12 protein-coding genes are annotated in these 18578 nt (G+C 32.9%); 3 read left to right on the forward strand and 9 right to left on the reverse strand.

Annotated features, from left to right (window positions below; genetic code table 11):
- Positions 1–2: 2 nt before the first annotated feature.
- The 5 genes from ACU8YW_RS13485 to ACU8YW_RS13505 all read right to left on the reverse strand — a co-directional run bounded on the left by ACU8YW_RS13485 (position 3) and on the right by ACU8YW_RS13505 (position 10515).
- The gene (locus ACU8YW_RS13485) at positions 3–980 is read right to left on the reverse strand and encodes a SagB/ThcOx family dehydrogenase (RefSeq protein ID WP_061672242.1); all 978 of its coding nucleotides are present in this window, start codon (positions 978–980) and stop codon (positions 3–5) included.
- A gap of 872 nt (positions 981–1852) precedes the next feature.
- Positions 1853–4417, reverse strand: a complete 2565-nt coding sequence (gene pulA / locus ACU8YW_RS13490) for a type I pullulanase (protein ID WP_426934274.1) — start codon at positions 4415–4417, stop codon at positions 1853–1855.
- Positions 4418–4902: 485 nt separating this feature from the next.
- Positions 4903–6606 (reverse strand): M4 family metallopeptidase, encoded by a 1704-nt coding sequence (locus ACU8YW_RS13495; RefSeq protein ID WP_426934273.1) that lies wholly within the window; start codon positions 6604–6606, stop codon positions 4903–4905.
- Between the two features lie 887 nt (positions 6607–7493).
- Positions 7494–9446 carry a bifunctional metallophosphatase/5'-nucleotidase gene (locus ACU8YW_RS13500; RefSeq protein WP_426934272.1) on the reverse strand — a complete coding sequence of 651 codons (1953 nt, stop codon included), beginning with the start codon at positions 9444–9446 and terminating at the stop codon, positions 7494–7496.
- 553 nt (positions 9447–9999) lie between these two features.
- Positions 10000–10515: a DinB family protein gene (locus tag ACU8YW_RS13505; protein ID WP_098089966.1), complete on the reverse strand. Its 516-nt coding sequence runs from the start codon at positions 10513–10515 to the stop codon at positions 10000–10002.
- A 505-nt stretch (positions 10516–11020) separates the two neighbouring features.
- On the opposite strand from ACU8YW_RS13505, the gene secY reads away from it, so the two are divergent.
- A complete protein-coding gene (gene secY / locus ACU8YW_RS13510) occupies positions 11021–12325 on the forward strand; it encodes a preprotein translocase subunit SecY (protein WP_048547274.1) in 1305 nt (434 codons plus the stop codon).
- A gap of 17 nt (positions 12326–12342) precedes the next feature.
- Here secY and ACU8YW_RS13515 read toward each other — a convergent pair whose 3' ends face one another.
- Complete coding sequence (locus ACU8YW_RS13515) at positions 12343–13380, reverse strand: DnaA N-terminal domain-containing protein (RefSeq protein WP_426934271.1); 1038 nt, start codon at positions 13378–13380, stop codon at positions 12343–12345.
- A 134-nt stretch (positions 13381–13514) separates the two neighbouring features.
- Positions 13515–14432, reverse strand: a complete 918-nt coding sequence (locus ACU8YW_RS13520; protein WP_060486758.1) for a DMT family transporter — start codon at positions 14430–14432, stop codon at positions 13515–13517.
- A gap of 146 nt (positions 14433–14578) precedes the next feature.
- On the opposite strand from ACU8YW_RS13520, the gene pdxR reads away from it, so the two are divergent.
- Positions 14579–16012, forward strand: a complete 1434-nt coding sequence (gene pdxR / locus ACU8YW_RS13525; protein ID WP_426934270.1) for a MocR-like pyridoxine biosynthesis transcription factor PdxR — start codon at positions 14579–14581, stop codon at positions 16010–16012.
- Positions 16013–16133: 121 nt separating this feature from the next.
- Here pdxR and ACU8YW_RS13530 read toward each other — a convergent pair whose 3' ends face one another.
- Complete coding sequence (locus tag ACU8YW_RS13530; RefSeq protein ID WP_426934269.1) at positions 16134–17063, reverse strand: NADP-dependent oxidoreductase; 930 nt, start codon at positions 17061–17063, stop codon at positions 16134–16136.
- Positions 17064–17258: 195 nt separating this feature from the next.
- Between ACU8YW_RS13530 and mleBCA the strand changes: the two genes are divergently transcribed.
- Entirely contained in the window at positions 17259–18113 is an 855-nt protein-coding gene (gene mleBCA / locus ACU8YW_RS13535) for a BCA family alpha/beta fold macrolide esterase (protein ID WP_088608800.1), read from the forward strand.
- A 118-nt stretch (positions 18114–18231) separates the two neighbouring features.
- Here the strand turns inward: mleBCA and ACU8YW_RS13540 are convergent, their stop codons facing one another.
- A complete protein-coding gene (locus ACU8YW_RS13540; protein WP_001257747.1) occupies positions 18232–18567 on the reverse strand; it encodes a hypothetical protein in 336 nt (111 codons plus the stop codon).
- Positions 18568–18578: the final 11 nt, after the last annotated feature.

Below are 18578 nucleotides of genomic sequence, written 5' to 3' on the forward strand. Positions count from 1 at the left end.
TTCTATTCGTTAATTTTCAGGCCAACTTCAAGCCCATGGAGAAATACTTGATGGTTATCCAAACATAAAAATTGCTGAATCTCTTCAAATTTCATATGACCAACTGAACAAACGCCTAAATTTAATGTCTCAGCAACCATATTTAAGGTAGCAGTGATAATGCCTGACTCAATACAAGCAAATAAATATCCATCTGAACCGTATTTCGGGATGGAAGCGTTCGCATTATAAACCAAATAAACTGAGAAAGCAGATTGAGTAAATAAATCCTGGTTAATTAACTCATGATCACTTTTGATTACTTGATCAATGTTGTTTACAATCACAAGACTATTTTTTGATGGGTTATAATAATAAAACCCAGCTTTTATACCTTCTATACGTTTTGGTTTTATATAAACAAAGATATCAATAGGGTAGAGTCCGCCTGCACTTGCGTAATGATAGTATATTTTTTCTTCCCTAACCTGTTTTAGAGTTGATATGAAATGGGAAAATTCTAAAAAATTAATATGTTTTTTCATATCAAATTGGCGACAAGACCTACGTTCCTTGATTATAGTGGGTAGCTCATTTGTTGTTTCAAGTTGAATTTCGGTTGATCGCGCAGCAACGTGCGTTCGATTAAATTGTTCACGCATATACGTATCTAACTCTTCTTTAGAAAAGCGAATCTGGTTGCTATATGGATTCGGAAAAATCTTTTCTTGTGTGGAAAATACTTCTCTTGGGTGTAATATGTTACTTACTAACACACGATTTTTTATCATAAGCTCTATTGTTTTTTGTGTCTCTTCTATATTTCCTAAAGAAAAGCGCTCTACTAGTTTACTAATTTTTACACCTTTTTGAGCCATAAAATAAAACTCAGGAAACCACTCAGACAGAATGCCTGTAAATCTCATTTCCCCTATCAAAACTTCATTATGCAACTTTTCCCAATGCTTAATAGGAGACCAGTAATAAATTTTCTCGTTCATATAACCCTCCATAAACTTTTAACTTATTTTTGAAATGCAATTTTCTAATCTACAAAAAATATTTTTTAGATTCTGATCCTTGTCTCATAGTGATTATAAATACATGCACTTCAACGAAATTTGAAAATAATGAAATAACTTTTTCTTCATTAATTTTTTTTATTTCATCATAAAAAGTGTTTTTTTATTAGATATTTCACATCCTTTCCCATAGTAATCCTATAAGGTATAAACCATTTAGAATATTAAGAACATTGACGCATTTGCAATGTGAAATTATTGTAATGGATTGGAAAGCAGATGGGTATAGTTATTAAACATATTAATATTGAGAAAGTTTTATTTGTTATATCGATAAAATTTTCTCGTGATATTTATTACATATAGATTAAGAAAAAAATTTAAAATTTTTCTTTTGAAGTTAGTTTAACAATGTAACGTACCATTACATACAAGTAAGTTACTAACATATCGTATTTAAAAAAGAGAAAAGACACCATTTAAGGTGTCTTTTCTCTTTTTTATGCCATATACTTTTTAAGCCTTTTTTATCTTTAAACGATTTGTAGAAATTAATACAACTCGAACATCTAGCCCGTTATATGTTCGAATATGTAATAAAAATTATATAAATTAAGAATGTATTTTAGATAATTTTAATGATAAACATCAAGGTATCTTCGCCTCCTCCTATCATAATAGCAATGTTTCCTTGCCTATCTCTTTTATTAATTTGTAATATAATTACAGTATGTGAAATTATATTACATGAACTTTAAAAGCGAAGTGAAAATAACCGTCACTTCGCTTTTTGCATTTATAATCCGTATTTAAATTACTCAATTCTATATATACTTCCACATTATTTGCTTTTATTTAATTGGTTTCTCCGTTTTTAAAACTAGTGAACTTAATGCAGGAACTTTAATTTTATTATCATGGACAACGTAAAGTGTTTTACTACCTGCCTGTTTTCCGTCTACTAGTACTTTCCACGGACCTTTCGATGGAAGTGTTATGTCAACGGCTTCCTTATTTGCGTTGTGAGTCACCATAAAGTATTCATTTTTATTCCCATTTCCCTTTATTGAATAAGCCACAACATTTTTGGGAGTATCCATAAAAGCTATATGTTTTTTTATTTGTTCTGGAGATGTCATTCGAAAAGCTGAGTACTTTTTGCGTAATTCTATTAAGCCCTTCATATATTCTACCTCATTATTAAATGCTGCACGGCGCAACCAGTCCATCTGGTTAATTGAATCAGGAGATTTGTAACTGTTATGATCACCATATTTCGTGCGCATAAACTCTTGTCCTGCATGTAAGAATGGAATACCTTGTGATGTTAATAAAATCGAAGAAGACAATTTGTGCATTTGTTTTCGCACTTCTTCACTGTCACCTGGATTAGTTAACTCAAGTTTGTCCCATAATGTATGATTATCATGCGCTTCCACATAAGTGAGCACCTGCTCTGGATCTTGATAAGTAGACGAATTTATATCGTAGTCAATGCCTGCCGTAATCCCTTTTTTAATACGGTCTTCCATGTTTTCCTTTCCATTTACAAATCCATTTTCCTTCTCCTCAAATACACTACCTTTTAATCCATCACGTATATTATCGTTAAAATGAGCAATCCCTTTCATTTTCACTGCATTTTTTTGATTTGCTTTCAATTCAGCTGCAAGAGGTGTATTTAAATCCCAACCTTCCCCATGCAGTATAATAGAAGGGTCAATTTGATTAACAGCTTTACGTATTTCATTCATTGTTTCATAATCATGAATACCCATTAAATCAAAACGGAATCCGTCTAAATTGTATTCTTTTGCCCAGTATGTGACCGAATCCACCATAAATTTTCTCATCATTTTTCGTTCTGAAGCTGTATCATTTCCTACTCCAGTTCCATTTGCAAATGTTCCATCTTCATTGTAACGGTAATAATAACCTGGAACTAACTTATGAAAATTAGATTCAGCAGCGTTATACATATGGTTATATACTACATCCATCACAACACGAAGATTATTATCATGCAGTGTTTGAATCATTTGCTTTAATTCAGTTATTCGAACAGTTGGCTCATATGGATTTGTAGAATAGGATCCCTCTGGAACGTTGAAGTTTTTCGGGTCATATCCCCAGTTATATTGTGGTTCGTTTAAATTCTCTTCATTTACTGAAGCATAATCAAATATCGGTAAAAGCTGTACGTGCGTAACACCAAGATCTTTCATATGATCAAGTCCTGTTTTCACATCTTTAGGCCCTCTTGTTCCTTTTTCAGTTACACCTAAATATTTTCCTTTATGTTTTATACCACTTTCGGGCTGAATAGAAAGATCACGTACATGCAATTCATAAATAATTGCGTCTTCCGGATTTTTAAATTTTGGCTTTTTGTTTGTTTTCCATTTTTTAGGATTTGTTTCTTCTAAATCAACAACTGCACCTTTATCTCCATTTACAGAAGCAGCACGCACATACGGATCAACTGCTTCTGTCCACTTATCACCAATTTTCACCTTATACGTATAAAAGAGACCTTTTTGGTTCCCTTTAAGTTCTGCTTTCCAAGTGCCTTTTTCACTTTGTTGCATGTTTATTTCAGCACCTATTTTATCGTTCCATTTTTTATATGTAACTAACTTCGCTTCACTCGCAGTAGGAGCCCATACACGAAACTTTGTATGTTGTGGTGTATATATATTACCTAAATCGTTACCACCATAATAAAATGAATGATCAAACTCCGCACTACGAATGACTTTACCGATTTCGGTATACGTATCAGCTACGTTTTCGATTTTAACTTTGTATGATTGTTTTAAATCAATTTTCTGCTCCGTAATTATTTTAAACTTATTCGTAACATTCCCAATGTTTCTATCATAAGGACTAATATCCTTAATTTTAATGCCTTCAATTTCAATTTTCCGTTCCTTAATATGAAACGGCACATTAGTCGTTACAGTAATTTCATTGAAACTATCAATAGTTGCTTTTTGAATTGATAGATCCGAAGAAGGCTTAGAAGTATATACTTTATCATCACCAGAAAGAATCCATACTTCAGCACGACCGTCCTTTATATTTTCAATCCAACGATCGCCACCATCTTTTTCCCACTCATTCGTACGAATGATAAATCCTACACGATCATAGTCACCATCTATATTAATCTTAGCGTACTTTCCAAATTCATCTTCACCAGTAAATTCATATGATTTACCATTCGCATTTTCTCCCCATAACCAAAGGTTCCAATCCTTTGTATTTCCAGACTGTTCTTTGTAATGAATGATAACTTCAGTTGTTTTCGAATTTGAAACTGCCTTTACACTTTGAAAAGAGAAAACAGATGATAACATAACGATTATAGTAAGTAATAAAACTGATTTGTTAATTAATCTTTTTATCATTTGCACCACATACACCCTTTCTTTAAATAGTACGTACAATTTATTATGCTCGTACTAAATTACACTACTTAAATTAATCTAGAACTCTCTTTTACTTCACCCCCAAATTGGCTATTTTCACATATGTATTTCAATGATCTTTTAATACGAAAACGTTTGCATTAATGTTTAAAAAAATAGATTTATTTATGTCTGCATATATTTGTAAATACTAAAAGATCAAGGAAATCATTTTAAAGCAATCGTTTGTTATCGCTTTCATTTTATAGCACTTTCTATTAAGAGGTCAATATATTATTAATTTTCTGTTTTTATACACTTTAAACCTTATATATGTGTCGTAACTTCATAAAGATAGACAACCTAATTATTGCTTATTAATTGTATTTTCAATCATACATTGCTGTATAAAAAAACAGCTACTATCTTTAAAATGACAGTAGCTGTTTTTCATAATGTAATAATATATGAATGAAAACTATATTTCTAACTTACTTAATTTTTGCTGCATCAAATGCCTTTTGAACTGCTTGAACTTCAGCAGTATTTGCTCCATATTTATTCGTTGCCACTCGAATACATGCTGATCTCAACTCTTTGAAATTAGAAGTCATGTTTAACTCATCTGTATTGGCATAATAGAAGATATCAAACATTTTATCTTCACCAATCCCTTTAACAGTTACACCGTTATGAGTTCCACCTTTTGCAATGAGATACGCAACTTTATTGATAATACTTGAATTAAAATGAACGCCACCTTGATCCCATCCATTAAAATCGTTAAATTCACTGTAATCATCTGGATAAGGTACTCCAAGTGAAGATGGAACAGAAGCCGGGTTTTCCATATCACGGAAAACAGATCCAGTTTGTTCTCCCATAGTCCAGTTAAAACTTCCATTGTTTACGTATTTCTCAATAGATGTTCCCATAATATCAGATAGCGCCTCATTAATCGCACCAGATTCACCGTAATATTCAAGATTAGATTCGCTAGAAGTAACTGCATGTGTAAATTCATGGCCAGCTACGTCGTATGCCTTGACGATAGGATCTCCGTATACAAGCATACTTCCATTATTCGCACTTAATGCATTCTGCCAATTTTTCGGATCATTCGTATCTCCAGAATCCCAAGCGTGTACAACTGAAACTACCTTTTGTCCCTTATTATCAAAGCTATTACGCTTGTATTTATCTTTATAAAAATCAAATACTTTTGTTGCTAAGTAATGAGCACTTACTGCTTTTGGATCGTTAAATGTTGTCGAAGTACTAGTTGCTAATGTACCAGGATAATAGCTTTCTTCTTTAGTAATGTCTCTATAATTCACATCATATGTTTCAATTCCTTGCCCTCTTGTATAATCAGCAAGGGCATATTTGCCATTACTTTGTTGAGAGATTCCAAATGTACGTGATATACCTAAATCATCTTTTCCTGTTCCAGTTAATGATGTAAGATTGCTTTTTTTACTTTTCTTTAATGCTCCAACTAGTTTTTCACTTGCTTTTAAGTTAGATTCTTGTACCATATTTTTTAACATATCACCATTTTGTGCATTTACTAAATAAGTTCCGGAAACATATTTTGGTGTTGCAGCTTCAAATGTAACTTGATATGCATTGCTAGCTTGTCCATTATTTTCATCAACAAAAATAACTTCTTTAACTTCGGGCTCAGAAATAAAATTGATATCGTTCCCGTACTTCGTATAAATATATTGTTTTGCTTCATCTTTTGATAGATTAATAGTTTTTTTCAATTCTTCTTGTTTTAAATTTTGCGCACTATCACCTGAAATACTTTTAATAACACCGTTATTATCTACGTGTGCAGTTAATTGATGGCCGTATACTTCTTTTCCTTCGTATGTTTGCTGAATACGTACAAGTGTAGTCCCATCATATGAACCACGTTTTTGAAGAACTTTATAATCTACTCCTGTTTCTCCATTGACTTGCTTTGAAGAAAGAGCTTGTTCTGTTTTCTCCTTAAGAGCATCTTTTACTACATTCTCTGGTGCCTTTTGTGACGGTTGTGTAAGTTCACCCGAACGGAACGATTCTTCCTGAATTTGAACTTGAAGTTGATCTGTTTCCTCTGCATAACCTACTCCGTATGGTGCAACAGCCGTTAAAGCTAAACCTGTTGTTAATGCTACCTTAGTTAATGTCTTTTTGTTTTTCATTTTGTTCACCTCGTATAATTTTTGAAATAGAAAGCTTGTACAAAGTATACTTCCTGTTTCTGTCGAAAAAAAGGGAAAATACACAATTTATGTAACATTATGCAAAATTACATATATGTGGTCGATGATATAAATAAAGAACGACACATATATGTATATTAATTTCAATAAAAAAGAGCTCTTTTAGGCGCTCATCCAATTGGTTAGTTGTTAATTATCTATATTCATTCTAATCAAAGTGCCCTTACATCTAAATAACAACATAAAAACCCACTCTTTACTATTTTAAGAGTAGGTTTAATGCTATTAAAATAAAAATTGTTATAGGACATCTTATAATTTATATTACTTATTTAAACTTATATTTCGGACATGAAGTTGATTTAGGATAAAGATGGATCAAATGAATACTAATGACCTTGATAAACAAGAAAAAGAAAGTGCGTGTTTTGTTTTATGATGTATATAGTATATAAATACTGTAGTGAAGCAGCGCATCTACAATTTAGATTTTTTAATATAATGTTGTTATGTATGTCTATAGCTGCAAAGATGGATTGTAACGTTATGAGATAGCTGAAGTCTCATATGAGTTTCAGGCTTTTTTATTTTGTCAAAAATATCTTTAATTTGTCTCCCATTTAAATATAGTAAAGGACACATCTATTGCATGTTATTAGCTCAAGGTATGTTCTTTTAAAGCATATTATAAATATGCATAGTAAGAAATAAAACCATAATTATTCAAATAAAAAATCCCCCGGATTTGTTTAATGATCCAGGGGACTTTTTATTGTTGATTCTTTATATTTCCATACCGATCACAGACTTTTTTAGGATAATGGTATGTCCAAGTTTAATAGTTCTTTGCACGAGAGCTATCTATTTTATATTTGTTTAATTATCCTACTAAGTTTTTTGTAAAATTCACCTTTTCTTTTTACATGATTAAACTGATTTGGATTAATATTAACTTTTTGTGAGAGTGCTACAATCTCTTCTTTTGTAATTGAATCTTTAGTATTTATAGATGCTATATTTGTATATTTTCCATCTTCTGTTTTTGGAATTTCTAAAATCCCTTTATTCACAAGATCCACTACAGCCTTGTGCTCTGAAGAATGTGTATTCACCCCAGTAATTTTCCAATTATGCATAACTTTTGGTGTGTATATACCATTCTTTACCTCTTTTAAATATGTAATAGCAAGGTTACGAATGGTGCCACCAGTTTCCCCAAATGCATTCTCTTGTTTAGATGACCATATTTGTTCAAACTTACGCCCCTCTAAAGCTCCACCTTTCGCCTGAAGAGCCTCCATTCTATAAGCATTCATTCCCAGCGTCATAACATCTTTCGTTTTGATTGGTTTATTTGTACGAATAGAGCGTAAATTTGTAATTCTACTTCCATAGGGTTTTGTTAAGTCAATTTCGTATTTTACGCCTCCAAAGAAATCGTTCGTACTGTATTTAGAAGCACGACGGGTTTTATCAAAGCTAACTGTTACATCTCCGGCACGAGATGAGTTAAAGTACCCTGCCGCCCATTCCATATAGTCTTTTAAGTCTTTCCCAGTTACCTTATATACTGTAATTTCTCCCAAAGCATATTGATAGTTATACGCAATATCTTTCTTCTTAATAGGACCTACATCCAAACGGGCATTATCGTTATCAATTTGATGGGCGACTACATCTGCTTTGCTGTAGTAGAGCATGACTTCATGAAAGAAATCTGATAAAGGTGTCTCTTGAATCTGCACACTTGGAATACCCTTTATTTCATTTTCAGGAACAAGGTTTCTACCCTTTAATTGAGCGACAACAACATTTGCATCTCCTCTCGCATACTCGTGAAAAGGTGTCAGTGTGTCTTCAAGTGTAGGATCAGATACTATTGTTGTTCCATCAGTATTTTTTACAGGTATAGCTGTAGCAGTTTTATCTTTTAAAACCAGCTTTCCATCTTGCTTTGTAAAAGTAAGGTCAATACGTGAGATATGTGTTCCATATTTATCTGGTTCTGTAATAATAACGCCATTTACAACTTCTTTTTTAACAAGTTTATGCATATGAGCTGCAAAAATAGCACTTAGTTCCGGACAAGCATTCGCAATATCTTGAACACCAGTACCAGGGATTCCATTCTCATTTTCTAGTCCCATATGCATAACGCCTACCATTACATCTACTTTACCTTCTAATTCTTTAATTGCCTTTTTTGTCTCTTCTACTGGATTTTTCACAACTAAACCATCCAAATGATCTGTCCCTTTTTCAAAATCACTAATCATTGGTGTATTCATACCAATAATCCCGACTTTAATTCCACCTTTTTCAACAATTGTATATGCAGGAAGAAAACGCTCTCCATTTTCCTTATAAATATTTCCTGCTAGTGTCTTGCCCTTATATTGCTCACTAACTTTTTTCAATGTGTCTAATCCAAAGTTAAATTCATGATTTCCAAATGCCCAGGCGTCATATTCCATTGCATTCATCGCTACCATCATTGGCGATTGTGGCTGATCATTGAATAACTCTACTGAATTTCCTTGAATTGTATCCCCAGCATCTACTAATATGGTATTGGGATTTTCTTGACGCACCTTCTTTATAACCGTATAAAGCTGCGTTAAACTTCCACTCGTATTTGCACCATCAAGCGCATAATCCCAAGGCATAAATCTACCATGAATATCGGCAGTACCTAACAGTGTAATATTAACATCAGATTCCTCAGCTTTTGAGATAGATGGTTTGACTGTTACTGCTGTTCCAAGAAGTATAAAAATAACAAAATAACATAAATAGTTCTTCCATTTCATTTTTTGCATAATAACAATATTTCTCCCCTTTTTGTACTTTCATAAAGTTGCTTGAACTTTAAAAATGTAACTTATTATTCGGAAAACTTCAACTGCAAAAGAAAATTTTGGAGGTGGTTCTGCTGTGAAAATATAGAGAATAAAATGCATATACCCCCTAGCAGAATAGCATTTACTTCTTCCTCCAACGTGTGAAGAGCGCTAAACCAACGGTAGATGTATATGTACTGTCAAAATTATGGACATATAACTCATTTCCGGAAATCATTATAACTTAAAGATATAGTGTGTAATGCTGATTACATTTTCGGATTTCATTGCTAATTTATTTCCTTCTAAATGAAAATGCTGAGATCACTTCCAAAAATAATAACCCCGTTCTTCATTTAAGACGGGGTTCCACTTATACAACAATTCGGATTCAGTTTTTTTTCGAATATTCGTTTCCTATTCAAGAGTAAGATCTGCTAGTTTCGTATTTTCTTCTGCTTATCAGGACTTATATTTTATCACTCGAACCCTTGATGCTTTCCTAAATCGCTCAATAAATAGATAATAATTTTTACTTTTCAACTTCACAAAGCAATTTTACCTCTTTGATTTGTTCTATATGACGTTGTTCATGCAAATAGATTAATTCTATCCACTGATCAAGAAGTAATTCTCCAAGAGCTGGATGCATCACTGATTTTTTTGCCAATTTAGATTCATCTTCTATTGTACTCAGAAAACGCATCAATGCTTTTCTAGAGTCGTTTAACAAATCAACCATTTGCAGCACTTCAAATGGTTCTATACTTGGTTCAATCATTTCTGGTGCTATAAATTTTATTGATCTATCTAATACAATAGTATGAATTTCTTTACGCTCATTTTGGAAACTATCCATCTTTTTTAATCCTGACGAAATAACCGTTATAACTCTCTCATCTAATAAAACTAAGTGATGACAAACTTGTGCTATACTCCATTTATCCTTATCTGGTTTTCTATTAAATTGAGTATCACTTAACAAAGTAATTTCCTCAAATAATTGATTTCTCGTTTCATAAAACTTGTCCTTTACAAATGTATTCATGTGAATTCTCCTTTCATTAGAACCTATATACTTAGATTCCTGCGTTAGAAATATTCTCTATAGAAGAAAGATTTTCCTTCACTACTTTTTCTCTAATTCACGACTAAATATATGAGTTTTCTCAACATCCTTGAAGGTTTCCTTGAGGTTATCATGTGCTGCAGCTACACCATAATACTTTCCACCGAATCCTTTCAATACAACTACATAAAACGTTCCTAATTATCAATCTAGCATTAAATAAATGTAAAAAATGCCCCTATTCATTCATTTTTCATGCGTATGTATGTACATTTGTTAATTTATTCGATATATTATGTGTATTGAATGATTACGAAAAGCTTATTGGTCGCTAAAAAACACCTTATATTTTTATATCCGAGAAAACTACAAAATGTATAAAATTCCATTTGTCAAATGAATTTAATGCGGAAGGAGGTTTGTGGTTACTTCATCGGGATATAATCATCAGTTTTGAACTGATAAAAATATAGGAGGCGACATAATGTTTCGTACGATTTCAAATTTCATGAGAGTAGCTGAGATAAGAAACAAAATTCTTTTTACACTAGCAATGCTAATTGTTTTTCGAATTGGCACGTTTATTCCAGTTCCTCATACTAACGCAGAGGTATTAAAAGTACAAGATCAAGCTAACGTTTTAGGTATGCTAAACGTATTTGGCGGAGGAGCACTGCAACACTTCTCAATCTTTGCTGTAGGTATTACACCATATATTACAGCTTCCATCATAGTACAATTACTACAAATGGACGTTATACCTAAATTTTCGGAATGGGCAAAGCAAGGAGAAATGGGCCGAAAGAAATCAGCTCAATTCACTCGATACTTTACAATCATTCTCGCATTCATACAAGCCATTGGGATGTCTTATGGTTTTAATAATATAGCAGGTGGACAATTAATTACAGATCAAAGCTGGACTACATACTTATTTATTGCGACAGTTTTAACTGCAGGTACTGCATTTTTACTTTGGTTAGGTGAACAAATTACCGCTAATGGCGTTGGTAACGGTATTTCGATGATTATCTTCGCAGGACTTGTTGCGGCGATTCCAAATGTTGCGAATCAAATTTATTTGCAACAATTTCAAAATGCAGGCGATCAATTATTCATGCACATCATAAAGATGGTCTTAATTGGTCTCGTAATTTTAGCGATAGTTGTTGGTGTTATTTACATTCAACAAGCTGTGCGTAAAATACCGATTCAATATGCAAAAGCTGTTTCAGGAAACAATCAATATCAAGGAGCAAAAAACACTCATTTACCTCTTAAAGTAAATAGTGCTGGTGTAATTCCAGTTATCTTTGCTTCCGCATTTTTAATGACGCCGCGTACAATTGCGCAGCTCTTCCCTGATTCAAGCGTATCGCAATGGTTAGTTGCAAATCTTGATTTCGCACATCCACTTGGAATGACGCTTTATGTCGGTCTGATCGTTGCTTTCACATACTTCTACGCATTTATTCAAGTAAACCCTGAACAAATGGCTGAGAATTTGAAAAAACAAAATGGCTATGTGCCTGGTATTCGTCCTGGTAAATCAACAGAACAATATGTAACGAAAATTTTATACCGTTTAACATTTATCGGTGCAATTTTCTTAGGTGCCATTTCAATTTTACCGCTCGTATTCACAAAAATTGCTACATTACCACCTTCTGCACAAATTGGTGGTACAAGCTTACTTATCATCGTCGGTGTAGCACTTGAAACAATGAAGACGTTAGAAAGTCAGCTTGTGAAACGTCATTATAAAGGGTTTATAAAAAAAGTAAATTAAGTAAAAAACACAGTTGGTTATTTTTCCAACTGTGTTTTTGATTCTACTACCTCTAATTTTACCTCTAATGTATCAATCACTTTTTCTAAGTTCACAATTTTTTCATCTAATGCTTGGATGCGTTTTTCGCTATCCTCTACATTATTATATTTTAACTCATCATTGGAAGATTTGAACTGCTCCCATAATTCAAAAATAGTATTTTCAGTAGGTGATTTTGATTTTTCACCACTACTGGTTGCATCTTTATTTGATTCTAATTCAAATTGAAGTTCATATGTATTTCCAGTTAACTCTTTAGCTATTTCCGCAATTAAATCTTTATAAGACTTTTCAACCCATCCTTGTTGGAATTCGTTTTCAAAATAAATGATTAATGAATTTTCATTTATTCTGGCTGTCGTTTCTTTAACCCATGTTTCATATGAAGGTCTTGAAATTATTAATTGCATTTTACCTTTTATTTCATTCCAAATTGTATTGGGTTCTTCTTGTCCGGAAGTGAGTGGATTATTTTGCATATGATGAATATGTGTGATAGGAGTGGTTTTTGATTCTATTTCGAACCAAATTTGATATTCTTCATTAGTAAGTTTCTGTACGGTACTTGAAATTATATTTTTATACTCACCTTCAAGCAAATCACGATGAAACGCATCCTCACAAAAGATTATTAATGTATTATCTTCTATAGTAGCATTTGTATTTCTAACCCAGGTTATAAATGTTTTCTCTGCTAATTTTGGCCTTAACGCTTTCTTTACTTCATCCCAGCTATTTAGCCTTTCTTTTGGAACATCTTTCAACTTTGATGGTTCGTCATTACATAGATCAAACTGAATTTCAAACGTCGTATTAAACATTTCTCTTAATGTATGAAATACTAATTCTTTGTAGTGAGATTCTAACCAGTCACGAGCAAATTCATTTGGACAATAAATTGTTAATATATCATCCTCTAAATAAACAGTAGTATTAGTAAACCAAGTTTCATATGATGGTTTTGAAATTTGCGGTCGAATTTTTTCCTTTACTTCAGTCCAATTCATTTTCATAATAACTCCCCTCTTTTTATAGTTCTCTTTCATATAGCTTAATAATATTACGCCTTTCCAATAAATAAAGTCAATCCGTATCATGAATAAAATTCAAGCAGCCCTGTTATATACAGGGCTGCTTCTTTATACAACTACATTTCCTTCTCAAATAATTTCCCTTGTTTGAAATAGCTTCGGAGTGTGGATCGATTAGCTAAAAATACACCAACCAAAATAAAACAAGCACCTATTCCCATTGTAGGGTTTAAAGGTTCTCCTAATATGATATATCCTACAATAATAGCAATTAACGGTGATACATATAACCACGTTGACGGGAATACAGGATTTGTTTTTGATAAGAGCCAATAATATAATCCGTGCCCACCAATTGATCCGATAAAGATAAGATATAAAATAGGCCACTGTACACTCCATGAAGCTAATACAGATACATTCGGTTGTTCTACTATGACGGATGCGATTAGTAATAATACCCCTCCGTAAAACATTTGAATACCATTAATGAGAAATGGTGATACACTTTGTAAATCCGAAAGTATTTCTTTTGAGCGAATAGAGCCTATTCCGTAAAATAACTCTCCTATTATTAAAACAAAACAAGCGATACTCCATATGAGACTTACTTCTTGGTGCGTTCCTGGTAAAGAAACAAAAACAACACCTATTAGTGCGATAATTAAAGCAAAAAGTTGCTCTTTTTGTAATTTTTCCTTATTTCTCTTTGCCTGTAATAATAAAATCATCATCGGCCCCGTAGCAGAAAGTACAGCAGCTAATCCTGAAGAAATATATTGTTCCGCCCAGTACAATGTAGCAAATGTCATAAACGTTAAGCAAAAACCAGCATATATAATACGTTTTGAAAATACATGTGGCATAATTTCCTTTCGCTTTAACTTAAATATAATCATCAGAATGACGCCTGCTAAAAAGAAACGAATTCCTGCTGAAAATAATGGGGGCGCTCCTGCTTCAATTCCGATTTTTATCGTTAAAAATGTTGTTCCGAAAATAATACATACTAAAATATAATTGAAAATGACCATTTTTCTTCCTCCTTTTTACTCTTAACATGAGTATAGAAGGTATGGTGTATAACAGTGTATCTATGTATATAACAGTTACTTAAAATTGTAGTTGATTCTCTTTATATTTTTCGCTTTAATAAAATAAAAACGAAAAAGGTGAAACCATGAAGATTGTCCTTCGTAAAGAATCCAACATACCGTATTACCAACAAATATATATGCAAATCGTTGAAAGAGTACAAAGTGGCATGCTTGCGCATGGTGACCTCCTTCCATCTTTACGCTCTATGGCCGAAGATTTGCAGATTAGCCTATTAACTGTTCGTAAAGCATACAAGCAATTAGAAAAGAAAGAATATATACGCATTGAGCAAGGAAAAGGTGCTTATATACATAAACATGTAAAGAAAGATTTCAAACCAATTCCGTACAAATGGCAACAAACGAAAACGATTAATGTTATGCGATCTCAATATGCAATGAATCAGCACCGAAAATATTACGATTTTTCACAAGCGATTTTGTATCCTCGTTTATTGCCAAATCCATTCTTAGCAGACGAAATGCATAAAATACTTCATAAAGACCAGATGATCCTAGCAACTTATGGGCCAGTACAGGGTGATTATGAACTGCGAGTTGAAATAGCAAATTACTTAAGTGAACACCAGAATTTAGTGACCGATCCATCTAAATTATTAATTACAAGCGGAGCACAACAAGGAATTGATTTAATTGCTCAAACATTATTAAAACCTGGTGATATTGTATTAGTGGAAAGTCCTTGTTACAGTGCTGCGCTTGATATTTTCATCAATAAAGGTGCTAAAATTATACCAGTTTCTCTTGATAATCATGGAGTTCGCTCCGACTTAATCGATGATATTTGTCAAAGTAAAAATCCCGTATTATTGTATACGAATCCAACTTTCCAGAACCCGACAGGTACAGTAATGAGTAATGAACGGCGAATGGAACTTATAGAACTAGCAGAGCTATATGAGTTTTTTATAATTGAAGATGATTCTTTCGGAGAAATATATTTTGAGGGTGCTACTATTTCCTCTCCTATCAAAAATTTTGATACGAATGGTCATGTAATATATATAAAAGGATTTAGTAAAACGTTAGCACCAGGATTGCGTATCGCATCTCTTATTGCCGATGGGCCTATTTTTGAATGGTTATATGCTGTAAAAGGTTCAATGGATATCGGTAGTCCTTTATTAACGCAAAAAGCACTCCTTCCTTTTTTACGTGCAGAACGTATGAAAAATCATTTAGAAAAATTACGTACGGCTTTACAAATTAGACGTGATATAACTATTGATATGTTATCACCACTTAAAGAATTACGATTTGAAATACCAAATGGTGGCTTTAATTTATGGATTACACTTCCTGATTCGATAGATCCCTTTACCTTATTACAAAAAGCAAATGAAGTAGATGTCTCTTTTTTACCAGGAACAGCTTGTCTATTAAATACAGATATAAGTAATAACCAATTACGGATTAGCTACTCGATGTTAAGTGAAAAAGATATGTTGATTGGTTTAGAGAAATTACATGATACAATACGAAACTGTATATTATAGAAATAACATTACATATCCAATAAGAAATACTATCCAAAATGAAAATGTGACTTTTTGGATAGTATTTTTTTCTGCGTTTTTTGTAGTTCAACTTCACTTTCTCTACAAGCCACTATTTTCATTATCCTCCGACTTTCATTACAATTTTACCTCTAATATGTTGACCTTCACTCAAAATATGAGCTTCTCTAACCCCCTCTTCATTAAACGGCACAACTTTACTTATAATTGGTTTTATTTTTCCGTGTACAATTAATTTTGATAATGCTTCTAATTGCTTTCCGTTTGGTTTTAGCCATAAAAACCCTGATTTTATCCCTTTTACTTTTTGAATTGGCTCATGAACAATCGAAACTAACACACCACCAGATTTTATAATTTGAAAGCTTTTTTCTTGTACTTCGCCACCTATTGTATCTAATACAATATCGAAATCTGATAGTAACTCTTCAAATTTATCTTTTTTATAATCAATAACGAGATCTGCTCCTAAAGACTTTAAAAACTCTTCATTCTTACTACTTGCAGTTGTCGCAACAAAAGCTCCAAATGATTTTGCGATTTGGATTGCCAAACTTCCAACTCCACCAGCTCCAGCATGAATGAGTACTCGGTCATGTTCTTTTATTTTTGCGTAATCTACAAGACTTTGCCACGCTGTAAGTCCTGCAAGAGGAATAGAAGCTGCCTCTTCGAAACTTAGATTAGTAGGCATATAAGATACTAAATCCGATTTTACTGTAATGAATTCAGCATAAGAGCCCTTCCCTATATTTTCAGGTTTCGTAAATACTTTATCTCCTACTTTGAAGCACTCTACCTCTTCCCCAACTTCTTCAATAACCCCAGCTACATCCAACCCTAAAATAATCGGAAATGAAAATCGCAACTGTTCTTGTAAGTCTCCTTTTCTTATTTTCCAATCAACAGGATTAACAGATGTCGCGAGAATACGTATCAATACCTCGTTACCTTTAACAATTGGTTTTATAACTTCTCTTTCTTTTAATTCTTCAACATTACCATATTGATCTATAATAATTGCTTTCATTTCCATTCCTCCTTGCTATTTATTTTAATAACATACAAATATTTCTCAAAATTTTTTGCCTTGAATTATCATAAACTTATTTTTGGGGGTAATTACGTAAGAAGCGTTATGAATTCCGTAAGAAAACGTACACTCACCTTAGAATCACTCAAAACTGTATTTTCAATTACATTCAAAAGAAATGGGGAGAACTCTATGACTGAAAAGATATTTAAAATAAACGGGATTGATATATGTACAGAAAGCTTTGGGAACCCTAAAAACCCAGCTATTTTATTAATTATGGGTGCTACGTGTTCAATGGTTTATTGGGATGAAGAGTTTTGTGAACAGTTAGCTAACACGGGGAAATTTGTTATTCGTTTTGATAACCGTGATGTGGGATGCTCTGTTACATATGAGCCTGGAACTTCCAATTATACAGTTACAGATATGGCTGAAGATGCAATTGGGGTCCTCGATGCTTATCATATTGATAAAGCACATCTATTCGGTATGTCATTAGGTGGAATGATCGCTCAAATTGCTGCTGTAAAACATCCCGAAAGAATTTTAACGTTAACATTACTGGCTACAAGTGTGATAGGCTCTGACGATAACACGCGCGATTTACCTCCGATGGACGAAAGAATTTTAACACATCACGCAAATGGCACGCATTTAGATTGGACAAATAAAAATGTTGTAGCAAAATATTTAGTTTCCGGATCTCGCCTATTATGTGGGTCCAAACGAACATTTGATGAAAAAAGAGTCTATAATCAAGTAAAACAAGAAATAGAACGCGCAAACAATCTATTAAGTATGTTTAATCACGCTTTACTTCAAGGTGATGATGCTTATGAAGGTGTGCTTCACTCCATACAAGCACCTACATTAGTTATTCACGGAACAGACGATACTGCACTCCCTTTTGAACATGGTCTCGCACTTATTGATGAAATTCCTAACTCAGTCCTACTAACCCTTGAAGGCGCAGGACATGAAAATCATCCTGATGACTGGGAAGACATCATTCATGCAGTTATTGAACATACATCTAAAATATAGATAAATAACGAATAGAAGGGGCACACCATAATTTGTGCCCCTTCTATTCGTTACATGTAAAAAAGCCCATCACTGTATCCGTATGTATAGTGATGGGCAATACTTATTTTTTCTATGTTTAAAAAAACGGACAATCTAATTGATCAACAGATTCCCATGATTTTTTTTTTATATTATCGGTGGATTTATTAGCTTCTAGTGGCACGTTTTTAAAGGGATTTACTTCGACCTTTAATAAAGATGATGGCTCCACGTATAATGAGAAAACATGGCTACTTGGTATAGCTTTTGACACATCAATATCTCCTACTTGTTTAAAGAGTTGCTGCGCTGCAAAGAAAAAGAAATTGGTTGGGTTTGATTGTTTATTCAGCCATGCAATCATTTCAGGTGATACTGATTTATGAATATTGATTTTTACTCGATCACCACGTTTATATCGCCTAGATCGCATACTTCCACCAA

This window comes from Bacillus pretiosus, from assembly GCF_052947655.1.

Bases quoted from the DNA above. Each gene is read 5' to 3' on its own strand.
- ACU8YW_RS13485 (WP_061672242.1), bottom strand. From the start codon at position 980: ATGAACGAGAAAATTTATTACTGGTCTCCTATTAAGCATTGGGAAAAG.
- ACU8YW_RS13495 (WP_426934273.1), bottom strand. From the start codon at position 6,606: ATGAAAAACAAAAAGACATTAACTAAGGTAGCATTAACAACAGGTTTA.
- ACU8YW_RS13500 (WP_426934272.1), bottom strand. From the start codon at position 9,446: ATGCAAAAAATGAAATGGAAGAACTATTTATGTTATTTTGTTATTTTT.
- ACU8YW_RS13505 (WP_098089966.1), bottom strand. From the start codon at position 10,515: ATGAATACATTTGTAAAGGACAAGTTTTATGAAACGAGAAATCAATTA.
- secY (WP_048547274.1), top strand. From the start codon at position 11,021: ATGTTTCGTACGATTTCAAATTTCATGAGAGTAGCTGAGATAAGAAAC.
- ACU8YW_RS13515 (WP_426934271.1), bottom strand. From the start codon at position 13,380: ATGAAAATGAATTGGACTGAAGTAAAGGAAAAAATTCGACCGCAAATT.
- ACU8YW_RS13520 (WP_060486758.1), bottom strand. From the start codon at position 14,432: ATGGTCATTTTCAATTATATTTTAGTATGTATTATTTTCGGAACAACA.
- pdxR (WP_426934270.1), top strand. From the start codon at position 14,579: ATGAAGATTGTCCTTCGTAAAGAATCCAACATACCGTATTACCAACAA.
- ACU8YW_RS13530 (WP_426934269.1), bottom strand. From the start codon at position 17,063: ATGAAAGCAATTATTATAGATCAATATGGTAATGTTGAAGAATTAAAA.
- mleBCA (WP_088608800.1), top strand. From the start codon at position 17,259: ATGACTGAAAAGATATTTAAAATAAACGGGATTGATATATGTACAGAA.
- ACU8YW_RS13540 (WP_001257747.1), bottom strand. From the start codon at position 18,567: ATGCGATCTAGGCGATATAAACGTGGTGATCGAGTAAAAATCAATATT.